Below are 16,719 nucleotides of genomic sequence, written 5' to 3'. Positions count from 1 at the left end.
GGTGCATGGTCAATATTGTATCGGTTTGCGCATAAAGAAAGGGTGCGGTTTGAGGCCGCACCCTTGCTTGGCTAGTAGGGCTGACTAGTCAATTAGTCCGCTAAGCGCAGGCTATATACGTAGGCAGCGACCAGGTGAACACGCTCTTCACCAATATAAGCCGCTTGCGCCGGCATATGACCGTTACGGCCATTGCGTAGCGTTTGACGGATGGAGTCACCTACCTCTTGGCCGGGCGCCAAGTAGAGCCAGGTATTGTCGGTCAAATTAGGCGCGCCGAGGGCTGTATTACCCGTGCCGCTTGGGCCGTGGCAAGCCGCACAGACTGCTGTGAAAGTGCTTTCGCCCTGTTCAGCTTGTGCCTCGTCATGCGCTTCATCAGACAGCGAGAGCACGTATTGAGACAGGTTCTCAATATTGTTCTGCCCTAGCTGCTGCCAGGAAGGCATCAGACCGTTACGGCCATTCGTCAGCGTTTGAACGATATTGTCGGGCTCTCCGCCGTATAACCAGTCGTCATCGGTCAGGTTCGGGAAGCCGTAGCCACCTTGCGCGTTAGAACCGTGACACACTGCGCAGTTGTTCTGGAAAATGCGTTCCGCCACCTGCATCGCTTCGTTATCTTCGGCTAGCTCAGGAATAGGCACTTCCTGATACTGGGCAAAAATCGGTGTGAAGCGTTCTTCTGCTTGTGCAACTTCCTCTTCCCACTGGCCCTCTTGCGACCAGCCCAGCACCCCGGCGTAGTTGCCAAGGCCGGGATAAAGAACGAGATAACCCAGCGCAAAGATCACCGTCAGAATGAACAGTTTGAACCACCACTGAGGCAGTGGATTGTCATACTCTTCAATACCGTCGGCAGCGTGGCCAGTGGTTTCTACGTTGCCTTCAGCATCCGGCGTTTTATCGGTACGACGGTTGGAGAGCAATATCCATACGCTCAGCGCAATTGTGCCCAGCGTAATGATAATGATCCAGGCACTCCAGAAGCCGGATAGGGAGTCACCCCATAAATTATTCATAACTTCTTATCTCCCCTGTCTTGGCGGGAATGCGCTTCGCTATCGCGTTCATGCGACGCGTGCTTGTCACTGGTCGGTTGCTCATCTTCATCGGCAAAGGGCAGGTTGGCCGCTTCGTCGAAGTCTGGCTTGCGTCGCTTGGAGTACGCCCAAAGGGCGATGCCGATAAAAGCGAAAATCAAGATCAGCGTGATGAGTCCGCGAAAAGTTCCCGTATCCATAACTTAACGAGTGCCCTCGAGCACGGTTCCGAGCTGCTGTAGATACGCGACCAGGGCAGTAATTTCCTGGGTGCCGCGGACATCTGCAGTTGCATTGGCGATATCTTCGTCGGTATACGGCACACCTAGCTGACGCAGCGTGCGCATCTTTCTCGGTGTGGCGTCACCATCGAGGGTGTTTTCAAACAGCCAGGGGTAAGCCGGCATAATTGACTCGGGTACTACATCCCGCGGGTTGTAGAGGTGAGCACGGTGCCAGTCGTCGCTATAGCGGCCGCCTACACGCGCCAGATCCGGCCCGGTACGCTTGGAACCCCACAGGAAATTGTGCTCATAAACCTGCTCACCCGCCACGTTGTAGTGGCCGTAGCGCTCGGTTTCAGCGCGGAACGGGCGAACCATTTGTGAGTGACAGCCCACGCAGCCTTCACGGCGATAGATGTCACGGCCTTCCAGTTCCAGCGCTGATAGAGGCTCCAGACCTTCAACCGGCTCGGTGGTCTGCTTCTGGAAAAACAGTGGCACCACCTCAGCCAAGCCGCCGAAACTGATCACGACAAGGATCAACACGGCAAGCAGGCCAACGTTCTTTTCGACAATCTCGTGTTTCATTGGTCTCAACTTCCCCGGTTTAAGCAGCTTGTGGCGCTGAATGGCTGATGGCCTCACGACGCTTAACGGTCATGTAAACGTTAAATGCCATGATCAGCATGCCGGTAACCCAGAAGAGGCCGCCGATTAAGCGCACAAAGTAGCCCGGCGCGCTGGCTTCAACGGCTTCAACGAAGGTGTACATCAGGGTGCCGTCAGGGTTGATCGCACGCCACATCAGGCCTTGCAGAATGCCGTTAACCCACATGGAGGCGATGTAGAGCACGGTGCCAATAGTGGCCAGCCAGAAGTGCACGGCAATCAGGTTGACGGAGTGCATTTCAGTGCGACCGAATACGCGCGGGATCAGGTGGTACATTGAGCCGATAGTGATCATCGCTACCCAGCCGAGCGCACCGGAGTGAACGTGGCCAATGGTCCAGTCCGTGTAGTGCGACAGCGCGTTGACCGTTTTAATGGCCATCATCGGGCCTTCAAACGTCGACATGCCGTAGAACGATAGGGCCACTACCAAGAAGCGCAGTGTCGGATCCGTGCGTAGCTTATGCCAGGCCCCTGACAAGGTCATCATGCCGTTGATCATGCCGCCCCAAGAGGGCGCCAACAGGATGATCGACATGATCATGCCCAGCGACTGTGCCCAGTTCGGCAGCGCCGTGTAGTGCAGGTGGTGCGGACCTGCCCACATGTAAATCATGATCAGCGCCCAGAAGTGGACGATGGAAAGACGGTAAGAGTAGATCGGTCGCTCAGCCTGCTTCGGCACGAAGTAGTACATCATGCCCAGGAAGCCAGCGGTCAGGAAAAAGCCTACCGCGTTATGGCCGTACCACCACTGCACCATGGCATCCACCGCACCAGCGTAGATCGAGGTGGAGTACATCGGGGTAACCGGGATCGCCGCGTTGTTGACGATATGCAGCACTGCAACGGTTAAAATAAACGCCGCAAAGAACCAGTTCGCCACATAAATATGCGACGTGGTGCGCTTTTTAAGCGTCATCAGGAACACGATGGCATAGCTGATCCAAACGACTGCAATCAATATATTGATCGGCCACTCTAGCTCAGCGTACTCCTTGGTCGTGGTGTAGCCCATGGGGAGCGACACGATCGCTGAGATAATAACGGCTTGCCAGCCCCAGAACGTAAAGGCCGCCAGCCTGTCCGAGAATAGCCGTGTCTGGCACGTTCGTTGAACAACGTAATAGGACGTTGCAAAGAGCGCCGAGCCACCAAAAGCGAAAATAACGGCGTTAGTGTGTAACGGACGCAGTCGCCCGAAGCTGGTCCAAGGTATGCCGAGGTTCAGTTGCGGCCAAACCAGTTGCGAGGCGAGGATGACACCAACGGTCATTCCCACGATGCCCCACACAACGGTCATAATCGCGAACTGCCGAACTACCTTGTAGTTGTAGGTCGGGTGTTCAAGTGCTGTGCTCATTTCATGTTCCCATCGAACGCGGTTAGGGGGTAACCCGTGGCATTTTGCACGGATGCGGCCACCCGCTTGATGATGCAGGTCAAGATCCGACGAGGATTCTAGCGCAGCCGAGGCTTAAGCTGAACATGCCAATAGGTTAATCATTGAATTATTAGGAGCGGTGCATGTCACATTACGCTTTGTCTGACTACATTTCGCTAACGCCAGACGCATTAAGCGAAGAGACTCATCTCGACTCAAACGGCTGTTATTTGGTGCAGGGCATGGGGCCGTTGGCGGTTCATGGTGAGGCCAAAATAGGACGCTTGCTGTTTGCCCATGGCGCTGGCGCCGGCCAGCAGTCCGCTTTCATGCGTCAATTTGTCACCTCTTTGGCTGGGCGGGGCATACAAGTTCTATGTATTGATTTCCCCTATATGCAGCAAATGCAGGAAACCGGCAAGCGACGCCCACCGCCTCCGATCGCGCAGACGCTTGCCCAGTTTGCCGAGTGGTATGCGCTACTTGATTCCCTGTTTGACGGGCCGCTTTGGGTTGGGGGGAAATCAATGGGCGGCCGCGTGGCGACGCTGTTAGCCAGTCAACAACCGTGCCCTGGTGTCGTGGTGGCCGGTTACCCGTTTCATCCCACCAAAGTGCCGGAAAAGCTTCGTTTGGAACACTGGCCGACGATTACTTGCCCCATGCTAGTGATACAAGGCGAGCGAGATCCTTTCGGTACTCAGGAGGAGGTCACAAGCTATACGCTGCCCGCTAATGCACAGCTGGCTTGGCTGAAAGATGGCGATCACGATTTCAAGCCACGGCGCTCTTCTGGGCTAACGCAAACGTTTTTGATTGACGAAGCCACCCAGGTTGCGGCATCCTTCGTCCGCGTTCACAGCCAAGGCTTGAAAGAAGAGGGCAACGCGCTAGCTTAAAAGCAGTTTTTAAGCGCAGCATGTTGACATTGAAACAACCTTCTGTAGAATGCAGCGCCACGTGACCAGCGGGTGGTTAGCTCAGTTGGGAGAGCACCAGCCTTACAAGCTGGGGGTCACTGGTTCGAACCCAGTACCACCCACCATATTTAGTAATCGCTAAAATGGTTGGAATCGTGAAGTAAAAAGTAAGATTAAGCTTTGATGTGCATAACGGACCGGTAGTTCAGTCGGTTAGAATGCCGGCCTGTCACGCCGGAGGTCGCGAGTTCGAGTCTCGTCCGGTCCGCCAACATCAAATCAGTATCTGCTTTATGAGCAAGTAGCATTAAAGTACGTTATCGCTATTCGGACCGGTAGTTCAGTCGGTTAGAATGCCGGCCTGTCACGCCGGAGGTCGCGAGTTCGAGTCTCGTCCGGTCCGCCACGATAACTGCTAAGCAAGGTTGATAAGTGCCTGTAGGACTTATTAGCAGATTGGGTGGTTAGCTCAGTTGGGAGAGCACCAGCCTTACAAGCTGGGGGTCACTGGTTCGAACCCAGTACCACCCACCATCGCCTACCATTTAAAGCGCCTCTGAACCGCTGCAAATGCTATGCATATGATGGTTGTAGTAGTAATGCGCCTTAACGTGGACCGGTAGTTCAGTCGGTTAGAATGCCGGCCTGTCACGCCGGAGGTCGCGAGTTCGAGTCTCGTCCGGTCCGCCATTAAGCGTTTAGATTGAAAATGTAATATCGGCATCAGCCGAACGAATTCCAAAAAAAGCCCGGATCATTGATCCGGGCTTTTTTATTGCGTGCAGCCCGTAGGCTGCACGCTAGCCTTAGCCGATAGCGCTGACACCCGCTTTGGCAACTTGTACGTCCTGGTCGGGTTTAACGCCGGAAATGCCCACGGCACCCACCACATGGCCATCCACTGTGATCGGCACACCACCTGAAAGTAGACCCTGCAGCGGTGCAGAAATAAACGCTGTACGGCCGCCGTTAATCATCTCTTCAAATACCTGGGTCTCTTTACGACCTAGCGCTGCGCTGCGCGCTTTTTGCGTGGCAACATCGGCACTGAAAGGGGCGGCACCATCTAAGCGGCGCAGGCCCAATAAGTGGCCGCCGTCGTCGGTTACTGCGATAGTGACCGGCCAGTTATTGCTGTCGGCTTCTTTTTGCGCCGCGTCTAATACATTGATGACATCGGCTTGAGCGAGGATGGCTTTTGTTTGCATGGTGTAATCCTTTTTAAGGCAGGGAGTGAGTCGCCGCGCTATTAAGTAGCAGCGCGGCGGTAGGGGTTAAAGAGTAACCACTAGCGCTAGGGAAGTGCCGCATCGACGATTTCAACCCAGTGGCGCACCGGCGTACGGTTGGCGCCAGCCAAGTGGGTTTGACAGCCGATATTGGCAGTGACAATCATCTCTGGATTACCGGCCTCCAGGGCATTGAGCTTATTGTCGCGCAGTTGGGTGGCAATTTCCGGTTGAGTAATCGAGTAAGTGCCCGCCGAGCCGCAGCAGAGGTGCGCATCCTGCACCGGCGTTAACGAAAAGCCGAGCTTGGTGAGTACGCCTTCCACTGCACCGTTAAGCTTTTGCGCGTGTTGCAGCGTACAAGGGCAGTGAAATGCCAGCCGCTTGGATTCTTTAACGTTCAATGCTTCCAGGGGCTCATCGCGCAAGATTTCGACAATGTCTTTGGCCAGGGTGCTGACCTTTTGCGCTTTAACGGCGTACTCAGGATCATCCTTGAGCATATAGCCATACTCTTTAACAAAAGCGCCGCAACCGCTGGCGGTTTGAACGATGGCTTCAGCGCCTTGTTCAATATAGGGCCACCAAGCGTCGATATTGGCGCGCATACGAGCCCGCCCATCGTCCTGGGCGTTGAGGTGAAAATCAACCGCGCCACAGCAGCCTGCTTCAGCTACCGGCGTTACGCTAATGCCGAGCCGATCTAGGATCCGCGCGGTAGCCGCATTGGTATTGGGTGACAGCCCCGGCTGCACGCAGCCTTCCAGAATCAGCACTTGCCGGGTATGACGGTGCGCATCAGGGCGTACGCCTGCATCTATCGGTTCAGCGGGCATTTTATTGCGTAGCTTGCTAGGCACCAGCGGCTTAAAGGTTTGGCCCAGCTTTAGCAGTGCCTGAAAGCGTTTAGGCTCGACCATCATCTTACGCAGCGCATAGCGCTGAGCCCGCTCGCCAGCAGGGCGGGGCACCCGGCGCTCAATTTCGGCACGGCCAATGTTGAGCAGCTTGTGGTACTCCACGCCTGAAGGGCAGGTGGTTTCACAGTTAAGGCAGGTCAGGCAGCGGTCAAGGTGCAGGCGAGTCTCTTCGGTGACTTGGTCGTCATCGTCGCGGCTCTCAAGCAGCTCCTTCATTAGATAGATGCGTCCGCGGGGGCCGTCACGCTCATCGCCCAGCAGTTGGTAAGTCGGGCAGGTGGCATTACAGAAACCGCAGTGAACGCAGGTGCGCAAAATACGATCTGCTTCCTGAATGTGCGGCTTCTGACGGTCGGCGTCGGTAAATTGCGTCTGCATGTCAGCTCTCCTGATTAAAACGCCGCATAAAGACGACCGGGATTAAAAATGCCATGGGCATCCAGCTCCGCCTTCAGGTTACGGTGATATTTTTCCACTACCTTGTTGAGCGGAGTGAAAGGCTCGGCGGCGCCGCCCTGAGCGTGCGGCGTGTAGCAGGTGGCATGGCCGCCTGCCGCTTCGCAGGCGGCGCGCAGCGTACTGGCGTCTAGGGAGGTTTTTAGCCAGCGCTGACAGCCTGCCCAGTCATAGAAGATATCTGTTTCAGGGATATCCAGCGTCAGTGGCGCGGTGTGTGGCGGCAGCGATAGCCGCCACAGGGCTTGGCCATCGCTAAGCTGAAAGAACGCGTGGCTATGATCGCGCAGCGAGGACCAGAAGCTGGCGTCAAGCGGCTCGCCACCCAGATGTGATTGGGTCGCGCTGACCGAGCTTTTGCCACCCTCTAAGCGCAGAAAGAGCTCGCCGTTATGCCAAGCAGCAGCGGTAATCGGCATCGGCTGGCGACCCAGCTCGGCGAGTTTTTTAAGCGCGTCGGCTAGGTTGAGAGACAGGCGTAAGCTGTGCGTGGCAGTGGGAATAGGCAGCACTTTAAACGAGATATCGGTTAGCACGCCGAGGGTGCCCTGGGCGCCGGCCATTAAGCGCGACAGGTCGTAACCGGCGACGTTCTTCATCACTTCACCGCCAAAGCGCAGCAGCTTGCCCTCTTGGGTGATCACCCGCGTACCCAGTACAAAATCACGCGCGGCACCCGCCCAGGGGCGGCGTGGGCCGGAGAGCCCCGTGGCGACCGCGCCACCAATGGTAGAAGCTTCGCCGAAGATAGGCGGCTCGAAGGCCAGCATTTGGTGGTTTTCCGCCAGCGCTGCGTGGAGCGCGCTTAGCCGCGTACCGGCACGGACGGTGACGACCAGCTCCACGGGATCGTAAGAGACGATGCCGCTATGGGCCGCTAAATTGAGCGCTTGGCCTTCCACCGGGCGGCCATAAAAGGCGCGCGTGTCTCCGCCTACAATACGCAGCGGTGTTCGGTCGGCGTAGGCGCTGCTGACCTGTTCGCACAGCTGATCGGCGATATCTTGGTCGGCAGCGTGTATCGCTAGTTCGGTCATGGTGGTTCCTTGTGGCATCAGAAGCGTGGCAGCTCCGGATGCGGTAACTCGTTGTTATGCACATGCATGGCGCCAAATTCCGCACAGCGCGCCAGGGTAGGAATATTCTTGCCGGGGTTGAGCAGTCGCTGTGGATCAAAAGCGGCTTTCAGCGCATGAAAAACGCTGATCTCATCCGGCTGGAACTGGCTGCACATTTGGTTGATTTTCTCGCGACCAACGCCATGCTCACCGGTAATTGAGCCGCCTGCCGCGACACAAAGCTCAAGAATCTTGCCGCCCACCTCTTCGGCAAGCGCCAGTTGGCCCTCTTTATTGGCATCAAACAGGATCAGCGGGTGCATGTTGCCGTCGCCAGCGTGGAATACGTTGGCAACTGCCAGGCCGCTCTCCTCGGAAAGCGCGGCAATGCCTTTGAGTACGCGGGGGAGTTCGCGGCGTGGAATCGTGCCGTCCATGCAGTAGTAGTCGGGTGACATACGACCCACCGCCGGGAAGGCGTTCTTACGCCCGGCCCAGAACTTGGCGCGCTCGGCTTCATCGCGGGCCTGCTGAATATTGGTGGCTCCGGCTTTTTCCAGCACGCGACGCACGGTGTCGCAATCGTCGTCCACATCGGCCTCAACGCCGTCCAGCTCGCAGAGCAGAATGGCTTCGGCGTCGAGGGGGTAACCCGCTTTGACAAAATCTTCGGCGGCTTTGATGGCGAGCTTATCCATCATTTCCAAGCCGCCAGGAATGATTCCCGCCGCGATGATATCGCCCACCGCACGGCCGGCTTTTTCGACATCGTCGAAGCTGGCCATCAGTACCTTGGCGGTTTCCGGCTTGGGCAGCAGCTTAACGGTAATTTCGGTGACCACGCCGAGCATGCCTTCAGAGCCGTTCATCAAGGCTAATAGGTCGAAGCCGGGGGCATCGAGCGACTCGGCGCCCAGTGTCATGGCTTCGCCCTCAATGGTGAGTACGTCCACCCGCATCACGTTATGCACCGTTAGGCCATATTTTAAGCAGTGAACGCCGCCAGCGTTTTCAGCCACGTTACCGCCGATCGAGCAGGCAATTTGTGAGGAGGGGTCGGGGGCATAATAAAGCCCGTAAGGCGCGGCGGCCTCGGAGATCGCCAGATTACGCACGCCGGGCTGTACACGGGCCATGCGCGCATCAGGGTCCACACTCAGTATTTTGCTAAAGCGCGACATGACCAGCAGCACGCCTTGCTCCAGTGGCAGCGCACCGCCAGAAAGGCCAGTGCCCGCACCGCGGGTAACGACGGGCACGCCCAGCGCATAGCAGCGCTTCAGTAGCCCTTTTACCTGCTCCAGGGTTTCAGGCAGTGCCACCAGCATCGGTAGCACGCGATAGGCCGCTAGCCCATCGCACTCAAAGGGGCGGAGGTCTTCTTCACGGTGCAGCAGCGTCATATCCGGGACCGCTTGCTGCAGGTCGCTCAAGACCTCGCTTTTATCTCGCTGAACCAATTCGCCGTCCAGACGCTCATCAAAGAGGATATTCATCACGACATCCCATGCTTATTATCATTAAAGGCAAACGTTGAAAATTTAGGCGCATACCGCCAGCTAGCATGGCCTCAATTTGAGCTTTTTTTATCCATCTGTCTAGGTGGTGGTGCATTGGTCTGACCAGTAATTGGTCGACAGTGATGCCTTCTTTGTTTAGTACTGGGTGAAGTACTGGCAAGCTGGTCATATTGCCCATCAGGAGAGAAAGAATGGCAGCAGAAAATCAAGCCTTGTCACCCGGGCAGCGAAGGCCGGATCAAGTGGCCACCCGGCTTGAGCGCCTTATTCTTGATGGCGTTTTTCGCCCCGGCCAGCTGCTTCCTTCTGAACGACGGCTGTGTGACCGGTTGGGCGTCTCCCGCGCATCGCTGCGTGAGGGATTAAGAATTCTGCGCAGCAAAGGAATTATCGATACCCGGCAGGGCCACGGCTCAACGGTAGCTACGCTGCTGCCCGTCAGCAATCAAAGCCCTTTAATGCACTTGTTTAAAGACCATCCACGTACGCTGTTTGATCTGCTGGAAGTGCGTGCTCTACTGGAAGGGGAGTCGGCGTGGTTAGCGGCAAACAGAGGCACTTCGGCCGACCGAGTGTTGATCACGCGGCGTTATCGTGAAATGGCCGACTACGTGGAATCAGCCGAGACGATCGATGTCGAGCGTCTTGCCAGGCTCGATCACGCTTTTCATTTAGCGGTTTCCCAAGCCTCGCACAACCCGGTACTGGTACACACGCTGCAAAGCCTGACCGACTTACTGCTTAGCTCGGTTTTCGCTTCGGTCAAACACCTTTATCATTTGCCGGTACCGCGGGCGATGATCAATCAGCAGCATGCCCAATTGCATAATGCCGTTGTCAGCGGCGAGGCGGCGCAGGCAAAACAGGTTGCGCTGGAGCATCTCTCCAGCATTAGCCAACTGCTGCGTGATCTGGAGGTAGAGCATGATCGGCTGGAGCGCTCCTCCATGCGCCTTGAGGAGTGGCAATAGAAAAGCCAACAACCAAAACACTAATAACAACCCAGGAGGTTAATGTGGCACTTTATCAATACGGCGAGCATCGCCCTGAGATTCACGACGATGTTTACATTGCGGAAACGGCCGATGTAATCGGCCAGGTCACGTTAAAGGCGCGCTCAAGCGTTTGGTATCAAGCCGTGTTGCGCGGTGATACCGACCATCTTGAAGTAGGCGAAGAGAGTAATATTCAGGATGGCGCGGTGCTTCACGCAGATCCAGGCTTTCCGCTCAAGGTAGGTAAAGGCGTAACTGTTGGGCATCAGGCAATGCTGCATGGCTGCACCATCGGCGATGGGTGTTTAATCGGGATTCAAGCCGTAGTGCTTAATGGGGCAGTGATTGGTGAGAACAGCCTGGTGGGTGCCGGTGCCTTTATTAAGGAAGGCGCAGTGTTTCCGCCCAACTCGCTAATCGTTGGCTCGCCTGCCAAGGTAGTGCGGGAGCTTTCCGAAGAAGCGGTTGTGGGACTGAAGAAGAACGCTCAAAGCTATGTTGAACGCGGCAAACTCCATAGCCAGCAGCTAAAACGCATCGATTAATGCGTAAAACCAGATGTGCTAAATAGCAAACCCCCAGGCCTTGGCCTGGGGGTTTGCGTTTCTAGCGTCGTTATTTTAGCCAGAGCTACTTCACGGTCACATTAACGGATCCGTTACGCCAATCACGTAGAACGCAATAAGGGCGATGATACCGGTAAAGATGAGATAGTAGATCGTCGGCAGAATCGTCTTACGGATGGTGGCCCCTTCACGGCCAAGCAGACCCACCGTTGCTGATGCCGCAACCACGTTGTGGATAGCGATCATGTTACCTGCCGCCGCACCGACTGCTTGTAGTGCCACCATCATGGCGGTGGATAGACCTAGGGTTTCAGCAACACTGAACTGGAATTCTGCCAGCATCAGGTTCGAAACCGTGTTGGAGCCTGCGATGAAGGCACCCATCGCACCGACCGCCGGGGCAAAGAAGGGGTAGATGCCGCCAACACTGTCGGCCACCGCCTGTGCCATCATCACCGGCATCGAGACCAGGTCCGCACCGTTAACGCCGGAGTTGATCAGGATACGTACCATCGGCACGGTAAAGATCAGCACGAAGCCAGCACCAAAAATGGTTTTAGTGGATTCCGACACCGCTGCGCTCATTTTTTGCGGATTCATGCGATGCAGGAAGTAGGTCACGATAACCACGGCCAGGATGATACCGCCCGGCAGGTAGAGCGGCTGAACACCGCCGCTAACACCCGCTTCACCCAGAATATTGTTCCAGCTAAGGTTAATCGAGGTCAGCGCGACGCGTAGCGGTTCGATGGTGCGCGAAGCGACCAGGAATAGCGCCAGCAATACGTAGGGTACCCAGCCTTTGAAAGTGGACATCGGGGCTCTGCCGACAACGTCATCCAGCTTGATCTGCAGGTTGCCGATCCACTCGTCTGGCCACGAAGTCGATTCAGGGAAGTCCCAGGTATCTTTAGGCATCAGGAAGCCGCGTTTGGCCGCCGGAACCACAATCGCCAGGCCTACCATGGCGCCGATCATCGACGGGAACTCAGGGCCGAGCAGCACGCCTACCAGCATGTAAGGCACCACGAAGCAGATACCGGTGAAGATGGCGAAGGGAGTAATCGACAGCCCCTCTTTCCAGGAGCGGTTAGCGCCGAAGAAACGCACCATGACGGTGACCAGAATCAGCGGCATTAAAATACCCACGATGCCGTGAGTGATCGCCACTTCGCTGGTTACCAGTTGGAAGAAGACATCCCAGCTGGAGCCTACCGAGTCAAGTTCAGTGGTAATGCCCGCTCGATCCAGGCCGCTACCAACACCCACCACAATAGGTGTACCGACCGCACCAAAGGAGACCGGTGTTGATTGGATCATCATACCCACGACGACTGCCGCAAGAGCCGGGAAGCCGAGCGCGACCATCAGCGGTGCCGCCACGGCGGCGGGTGTACCGAAGCCAGACGCGCCTTCGATAAAGCAGCCGAACAGCCAAGCAACAATCAACGCCTGTACGCGACGGTCAGGGCTAATGCCGGAGAAGCCATTACGGATAGCCGTAATGCCGCCGGAGTGCTTAAGCGTGTTAAGCAGCAGGATGGCACCAAAGATAATCCATAAAAGGCCAGCGGTTTGGATCAAGCCTTGAATGGTGGAAGCCGCGACACGGCTAAACGACATATCCCAAACGGTTAAGCCAATGATGGCGGCTGTCAGGAAGACGAGAGGCATCGCTATCTTGGCAGGTATTTTAAACCCAACGAGTAAAATACCGGCCATCAACAGCGGCAAGAAGGCCAGAAGTGCAAGTATCGTTTCATTCATGGAAGGAACTGCCCCTTGTTATTAATTTGGTATGCTCCGCAATAACCGCCCAGCATTTGTATCGCTTGCCGGGTGTAGGGGAAAGATACGTTTAGGCTAACCAGATGACTACATTGGAAAATTGGTCTTACCAGTGTAACGCTTGTTTTGAATGTAAGATTACGCTACTGGTTTTTTCCTAATTTATTGTTTTTAAAATATTTTTAGATATATTTTCAAGGCGGGTGCCCCGCTGGCCCATTAGACTAATAGACAGTGCTAAGTAGTCTCTCTTGCACGGTTAGATGGTTGGGCTCATTGTTAACTACGCTAAGTGTGTAAGAGAGCCTTCTAAGCCCTTTTACCCATAATTTTTTACCAACGATCCTCTCAACAAAAAGGCGGTAGTGATGGCACTAAAGCTTTATGACCTGTGCGGCCGAGATGAACGGCTACGCTTCTCACCTTACTGCTGGCGCGTGCGCATGGCGCTCGCCCACAAAGGCCTGGAATTCACCACCGTGGCGTGGCGATTCCTCGACAAAAAAGCGTTGGAGTTTGCTGACTACGACAAAGTGCCGGTGCTCTGTGATAGCGATCAAGTGGTGACCGATAGCTTTGAAATCATGCGCTACCTGGATAAAGCCTATCCCGACGCCCCCATGCTGGGTGAAGGGGCCAGTTATCAGCGGGTTTTACTGTTCAAATACTTTGTTGAACGTAGCGTAACACCAGCACTGTTTCGCATTATTGCCATGGATCTGCTTGCGGCCATTCACCCAAACGATCGCGACTATTTCCGCAAAACTCGTGAAGCGCGGTTTGGTTGCACATTAGAAGAGTTCCATCAGCCAGAGCAGGGCAAACAGCAGCTCAAGCAGGTATTAGCACCTGTGCGCGACCTGCTACGGGACAGCGCCTTTTTAGACGGCGATGCACCAGCCGGTTCCGATTACCTACTGTTCGGCAGCATGATGTGGGCGCACGTCGTATCGACACAGACGCTAGTAGAGGCTGGCGACCCGGTCGATGAGTGGTTTAAGCGTATGCTCAGCGTACACGGTGGGGAAGCTAGCAAGGCCCTGACCGTGCGTGATCTATAACGCCAACTGCGCGATATAGCTGACAGGGGCGGTACGCTAACGTACCGCCTGATTAATATGAAAGCTTGGTAAACTCATGGCGAGTGAATCAACGTTTTCAACAAGGAGATGGCAATGATTGACCTGTACTATTGGACAACACCTAACGGCCACAAAATCTCCATCATGCTCGAAGAAGCCAAACTGGCGTATCGAGTGAAGCCAATTAATATCGGCCGCGGTGAGCAGTTTGACCCTGAGTTTCTCACCATCGCCCCTAATAACCGCATTCCCGCCATTGTCGATCACGCGCCAAAGGATGGCGGGCAGCCGCTTTCGATGTTTGAGTCTGGCGCGATTCTGGAATACCTCGCCGATAAGAGCGGTCTTTTCCTGCCTGCTGCGGGCCGCGAACGCTACATCGTGCTGCAGTGGCTACACTGGCAAATGGGCGGTTTAGGCCCGATGGCAGGCCAAAACCACCACTTTTGCCACTACGCCCCGCAGAAAATTGAGTACGCCATCGAGCGTTACGTGCGTGAAACCAATCGCCTTTACAGCGTGTTGGATCAGCGCCTGGCGAATCACACTTATGTGGGCGGCGATGACTATTCGATTGCCGACATGGCGATCTACCCCTGGATTGTGCCCTGGGAAAAACAGCGTCAAACCATTGAAGAGTTTCCCGACCTGGAGCGCTGGTTTGAGATGGTCAAAGCACGCCCAGCCGTGCGCCGGGCGTACGCATTGGTTGAAGAAGTAAATCCCCAGGCAGGTGTGGAAATGGACGAGCAAGCGCGTAAGCATTTGTTCGGTAACCGCTAGTCGTCGGGGTGCCGACAGCGTTTTGCACTAACCAGAAGTGAGCAGGCGCAGCATGAGTAAAAACCATGTTGCGCTGCACAAAAAGCACTGCTAGCTTTAATGGCAGCAGAGGCAACAGCCTGGCTAACAACCGCCTAATGAGACGTGTTTATGTGCTAGCTCACACCTGGAGATATGAAGATGACGAAAGCTACTGATAAGACAACGCAACAGTTTGAATCCGCTTTTGTTTCACCCATGCGTTCTTACACGTTAACCGCCCTTGATTACTACGATCAGCTTTTCAGTGCGCAAATGGACGCTTTCCGTGCCTACTCTGATATGGCAATTTCACAAGCGCGCACTTGGCTTGATGTAAAAGACGCTGATAGTTTCAAGAAAGCGATGGAAAGTCAGCAGAAAACAGCCAGTGAATTCATTGAGCGCGTAAAAGGTGACACTGAAAAAGTGACATCAATCGGTAAAAGTTTCGCGCAAGATAGCCAGCAACATGCGGAAGAATCCACGAAGAATGTGGTAGAAAAAGCGAAACAATAAGTTAGCTTTAGACTATCTAAAAGCGCTTTGCCCTATAGGGGCGCGGCGCTTTTTTGCATCTAGCTAACGGCAAAAAGTGTAATGACCGTTAAAGCTTAGCTGTAAATTCAGCTTCTGCAGCAGCTAACTTGGCCTGCCGGTCAGGCTTGCTCGGTAAGATGGCATCCAGCAATAAAGCGGCGAGGGCGGCAGGCACTAAGCCCGACTTAAGCAACAGCCCCAACTGCCCAGGCATGGTTTCAGAAATTGCCTCGACGGCAGGCAGGCCGATCCCCAAGCTTAGCGACACGGCGATGATCAGCATATTGCGCTGATCCAGCTCGCACTCTTTGATGATTTTAAGACCCGCCGACGCGATCATGCCGAACATCACTACGCCTGCTCCGCCAAGTACCGCAGGCGGCATGGCGGCCACCAGCCCACCCAGCTTGGGAAATAGCCCCATGGCGATTAATAGCAGCCCGCCAATAGTCACCACATGGCGGCTAACCACGCCGGTCAAGGTAATCAGGCCAACGTTCTGCGCATAAGCGGTATTGGGCAGGGTGTTGAAAACGGCAGCAAATGAAGTCGCGACCCCATCAGCCATAACGCCGCCAGAAAGTTCACGGTCTTTAGCGGGGCGGCCAGCGCCGGTGGTGGTAATCGCGGAGATATTGCCAATCGTTTCTAGTCCCACCACAAACATAATCAGCGTCATACCGATGATCGCGGTGCCTGAAAACGTCATGCCGTATTCCAGTGGTTTGGGTAGCGCGAACCAAGCAGCGTTACTTAGCGAGGTAAAATCGACCTTGCCAAGAGCGATGGCCACCGCGTAGCCAGCCATTAAGCCAAACAGAATGGAAGACGCTTTAATAAAGCCCCGCCCATACTGGTGAATGGCAATCGTCACGCTGAGCACAAAGAGTGCTAGAAGTAAGTTGCCGGGTGATGCAAAGTCATCCGCACCCACACCGCCTGCGGCATAATTGAGGCCAACCGGCATCAGCGTAATACCGATCAGCAGCACCACGATGCCGGTCACCACCGGCGAGAACCAGTGGCGAATCTTCTTTAAAAAAGCGCCGAGAACAATTTGCAGCAGCCCAGCCACAAAGGAAGCACCGAGCACAGCGGGCAGGCCAAATGCTTTAGCCAACGGTAGTGCCACCGGCAAAAAACCAAAGCTGGTGCCCTGCACAATCGGCAGGCGGGCGCCTATCGGGCCGATACCGATGGTTTGTACCAGCGTGGAAACCCCCGCCACAAACAGCGCCACTTGAATTAAAAAGATCTGCTCCGCCGGATTGGCGCCAATCACGCCTGCAATAATAATCGGTGGTGTGACGTTGCCAGCAAACATGGCCATGATGTGCTGCAGGCCTAGCGGGATCGCCTTGGAAAGCGGCGGCATCGCATCAGGATTTTGATTGATAGTACGCGAAGGCCGCGTTTGGGCATTGGGCGGAGAAGACATTAGGGAGCCTTTATTCGCAGTGGGTGGCATTGTTTATTTATTGCATCCAGTTACTGATAAAAGTGTATACAAGAAATAAATGCAAG

The 16,719-nt window shown here is 55.2% G+C and carries 16 protein-coding genes and 5 tRNA genes; 11 read left to right on the top strand and 10 right to left on the bottom strand.

All coding sequences use genetic code 11. The features are described 5' to 3' along the window. Nucleotides 1-92: 92 nt before the first annotated feature. The 4 genes from ccoP to ccoN are packed head-to-tail and all read right to left on the bottom strand — an operon-like array spanning nt 93 to nt 3,299. Nucleotides 93-1,022 (bottom strand): cytochrome-c oxidase, cbb3-type subunit III, encoded by a 930-nt coding sequence (ccoP, locus tag Q3Y66_RS15320; protein WP_008955979.1) that lies wholly within the window; start codon nt 1,020-1,022, stop codon nt 93-95. Continuing rightward, nucleotides 1,019-1,243, bottom strand: a complete 225-nt coding sequence (locus tag Q3Y66_RS15315) for a CcoQ/FixQ family Cbb3-type cytochrome c oxidase assembly chaperone (protein WP_008955980.1) — start codon at nt 1,241-1,243, stop codon at nt 1,019-1,021. Before Q3Y66_RS15315 ends, ccoP begins: the two co-directional genes overlap by 4 nt. 3 nt (nt 1,244-1,246) lie before the next feature. Then, nucleotides 1,247-1,855 carry a cytochrome-c oxidase, cbb3-type subunit II gene (ccoO, locus tag Q3Y66_RS15310; RefSeq protein WP_008955981.1) on the bottom strand — a complete coding sequence of 203 codons (609 nt, stop codon included), beginning with the start codon at nt 1,853-1,855 and terminating at the stop codon, nt 1,247-1,249. 19 nt (nt 1,856-1,874) lie between these two features. Beyond that, nucleotides 1,875-3,299, bottom strand: coding sequence for a cytochrome-c oxidase, cbb3-type subunit I (ccoN, locus tag Q3Y66_RS15305; protein ID WP_008955982.1), 1,425 nt, complete (start codon nt 3,297-3,299; stop codon nt 1,875-1,877). Nucleotides 3,300-3,463: 164 nt separating this feature from the next. Between ccoN and Q3Y66_RS15300 the strand changes: the two genes are divergently transcribed. From Q3Y66_RS15300 to Q3Y66_RS15275, 6 genes are all read left to right on the top strand, one after another. Continuing rightward, the gene (locus Q3Y66_RS15300; RefSeq protein WP_008955983.1) at nt 3,464-4,219 is read left to right on the top strand and encodes an alpha/beta fold hydrolase; all 756 of its coding nucleotides are present in this window, start codon (nt 3,464-3,466) and stop codon (nt 4,217-4,219) included. Nucleotides 4,220-4,289: 70 nt separating this feature from the next. Next, nucleotides 4,290-4,365, top strand: a tRNA-Val gene (locus Q3Y66_RS15295). Between the two features lie 69 nt (nt 4,366-4,434). Continuing rightward, nucleotides 4,435-4,511: transfer RNA gene (locus Q3Y66_RS15290), tRNA-Asp, on the top strand. Between the two features lie 58 nt (nt 4,512-4,569). After that, nucleotides 4,570-4,646: transfer RNA gene (locus Q3Y66_RS15285), tRNA-Asp, on the top strand. Between the two features lie 52 nt (nt 4,647-4,698). Continuing rightward, a tRNA-Val gene (locus Q3Y66_RS15280) sits at nt 4,699-4,774 on the top strand. A 79-nt stretch (nt 4,775-4,853) separates the two neighbouring features. Next, a tRNA-Asp gene (locus Q3Y66_RS15275) sits at nt 4,854-4,930 on the top strand. 116 nt (nt 4,931-5,046) lie between these two features. On the opposite strand, the gene Q3Y66_RS15270 is transcribed toward Q3Y66_RS15275, so the two are convergent. The 4 genes from Q3Y66_RS15270 to glcD all read right to left on the bottom strand — a co-directional run bounded on the left by Q3Y66_RS15270 (nt 5,047) and on the right by glcD (nt 9,399). Then, nucleotides 5,047-5,448: a heme-binding protein gene (locus Q3Y66_RS15270; RefSeq protein WP_008955984.1), complete on the bottom strand. Its 402-nt coding sequence runs from the start codon at nt 5,446-5,448 to the stop codon at nt 5,047-5,049. A gap of 86 nt (nt 5,449-5,534) precedes the next feature. Further along, the gene (gene glcF, locus Q3Y66_RS15265; RefSeq protein WP_008955985.1) at nt 5,535-6,767 is read right to left on the bottom strand and encodes a glycolate oxidase subunit GlcF; all 1,233 of its coding nucleotides are present in this window, start codon (nt 6,765-6,767) and stop codon (nt 5,535-5,537) included. 14 nt (nt 6,768-6,781) lie between these two features. Further along, nucleotides 6,782-7,882 carry a glycolate oxidase subunit GlcE gene (gene glcE, locus Q3Y66_RS15260; RefSeq protein WP_008955986.1) on the bottom strand — a complete coding sequence of 367 codons (1,101 nt, stop codon included), beginning with the start codon at nt 7,880-7,882 and terminating at the stop codon, nt 6,782-6,784. Nucleotides 7,883-7,899: 17 nt separating this feature from the next. Next, the gene (gene glcD, locus Q3Y66_RS15255) at nt 7,900-9,399 is read right to left on the bottom strand and encodes a glycolate oxidase subunit GlcD (protein WP_008955987.1); all 1,500 of its coding nucleotides are present in this window, start codon (nt 9,397-9,399) and stop codon (nt 7,900-7,902) included. Nucleotides 9,400-9,614: 215 nt separating this feature from the next. Here glcD and glcC point away from each other — a divergent pair, with 215 nt between their 5' ends. Both glcC and Q3Y66_RS15245 read left to right on the top strand, forming a co-directional pair. Continuing rightward, the gene (gene glcC, locus Q3Y66_RS15250; protein WP_008955988.1) at nt 9,615-10,394 is read left to right on the top strand and encodes a transcriptional regulator GlcC; all 780 of its coding nucleotides are present in this window, start codon (nt 9,615-9,617) and stop codon (nt 10,392-10,394) included. 44 nt (nt 10,395-10,438) lie between these two features. Continuing rightward, the gene (locus Q3Y66_RS15245; RefSeq protein ID WP_008955989.1) at nt 10,439-10,963 is read left to right on the top strand and encodes a gamma carbonic anhydrase family protein; all 525 of its coding nucleotides are present in this window, start codon (nt 10,439-10,441) and stop codon (nt 10,961-10,963) included. A 96-nt stretch (nt 10,964-11,059) separates the two neighbouring features. On the opposite strand, the gene Q3Y66_RS15240 is transcribed toward Q3Y66_RS15245, so the two are convergent. After that, nucleotides 11,060-12,751, bottom strand: coding sequence for an L-lactate permease (locus Q3Y66_RS15240; protein WP_008955990.1), 1,692 nt, complete (start codon nt 12,749-12,751; stop codon nt 11,060-11,062). A 389-nt stretch (nt 12,752-13,140) separates the two neighbouring features. Between Q3Y66_RS15240 and Q3Y66_RS15235 the strand changes: the two genes are divergently transcribed. From Q3Y66_RS15235 to Q3Y66_RS15225, 3 genes are all read left to right on the top strand, one after another. Beyond that, nucleotides 13,141-13,833 (top strand): glutathione S-transferase family protein, encoded by a 693-nt coding sequence (locus Q3Y66_RS15235; RefSeq protein WP_008955991.1) that lies wholly within the window; start codon nt 13,141-13,143, stop codon nt 13,831-13,833. A gap of 114 nt (nt 13,834-13,947) precedes the next feature. Next, nucleotides 13,948-14,637, top strand: coding sequence for a glutathione binding-like protein (locus Q3Y66_RS15230; protein WP_008955992.1), 690 nt, complete (start codon nt 13,948-13,950; stop codon nt 14,635-14,637). Between the two features lie 180 nt (nt 14,638-14,817). Further along, complete coding sequence (locus Q3Y66_RS15225; protein WP_008955993.1) at nt 14,818-15,174, top strand: phasin family protein; 357 nt, start codon at nt 14,818-14,820, stop codon at nt 15,172-15,174. A gap of 88 nt (nt 15,175-15,262) precedes the next feature. On the opposite strand, the gene Q3Y66_RS15220 is transcribed toward Q3Y66_RS15225, so the two are convergent. Continuing rightward, a complete protein-coding gene (locus Q3Y66_RS15220) occupies nt 15,263-16,633 on the bottom strand; it encodes a uracil-xanthine permease family protein (protein WP_008955994.1) in 1,371 nt (456 codons plus the stop codon). Nucleotides 16,634-16,719 lie beyond the last annotated feature (86 nt).

It is taken from the genome of Halomonas sp. HAL1 (assembly GCF_030544485.1).
Taxonomy (GTDB): domain Bacteria; phylum Pseudomonadota; class Gammaproteobacteria; order Pseudomonadales; family Halomonadaceae; genus Vreelandella; species Vreelandella arctica.
Note: the sequence above shows the minus strand (reverse complement) of the source record. Positions and strands in the feature narration are given on the sequence as shown.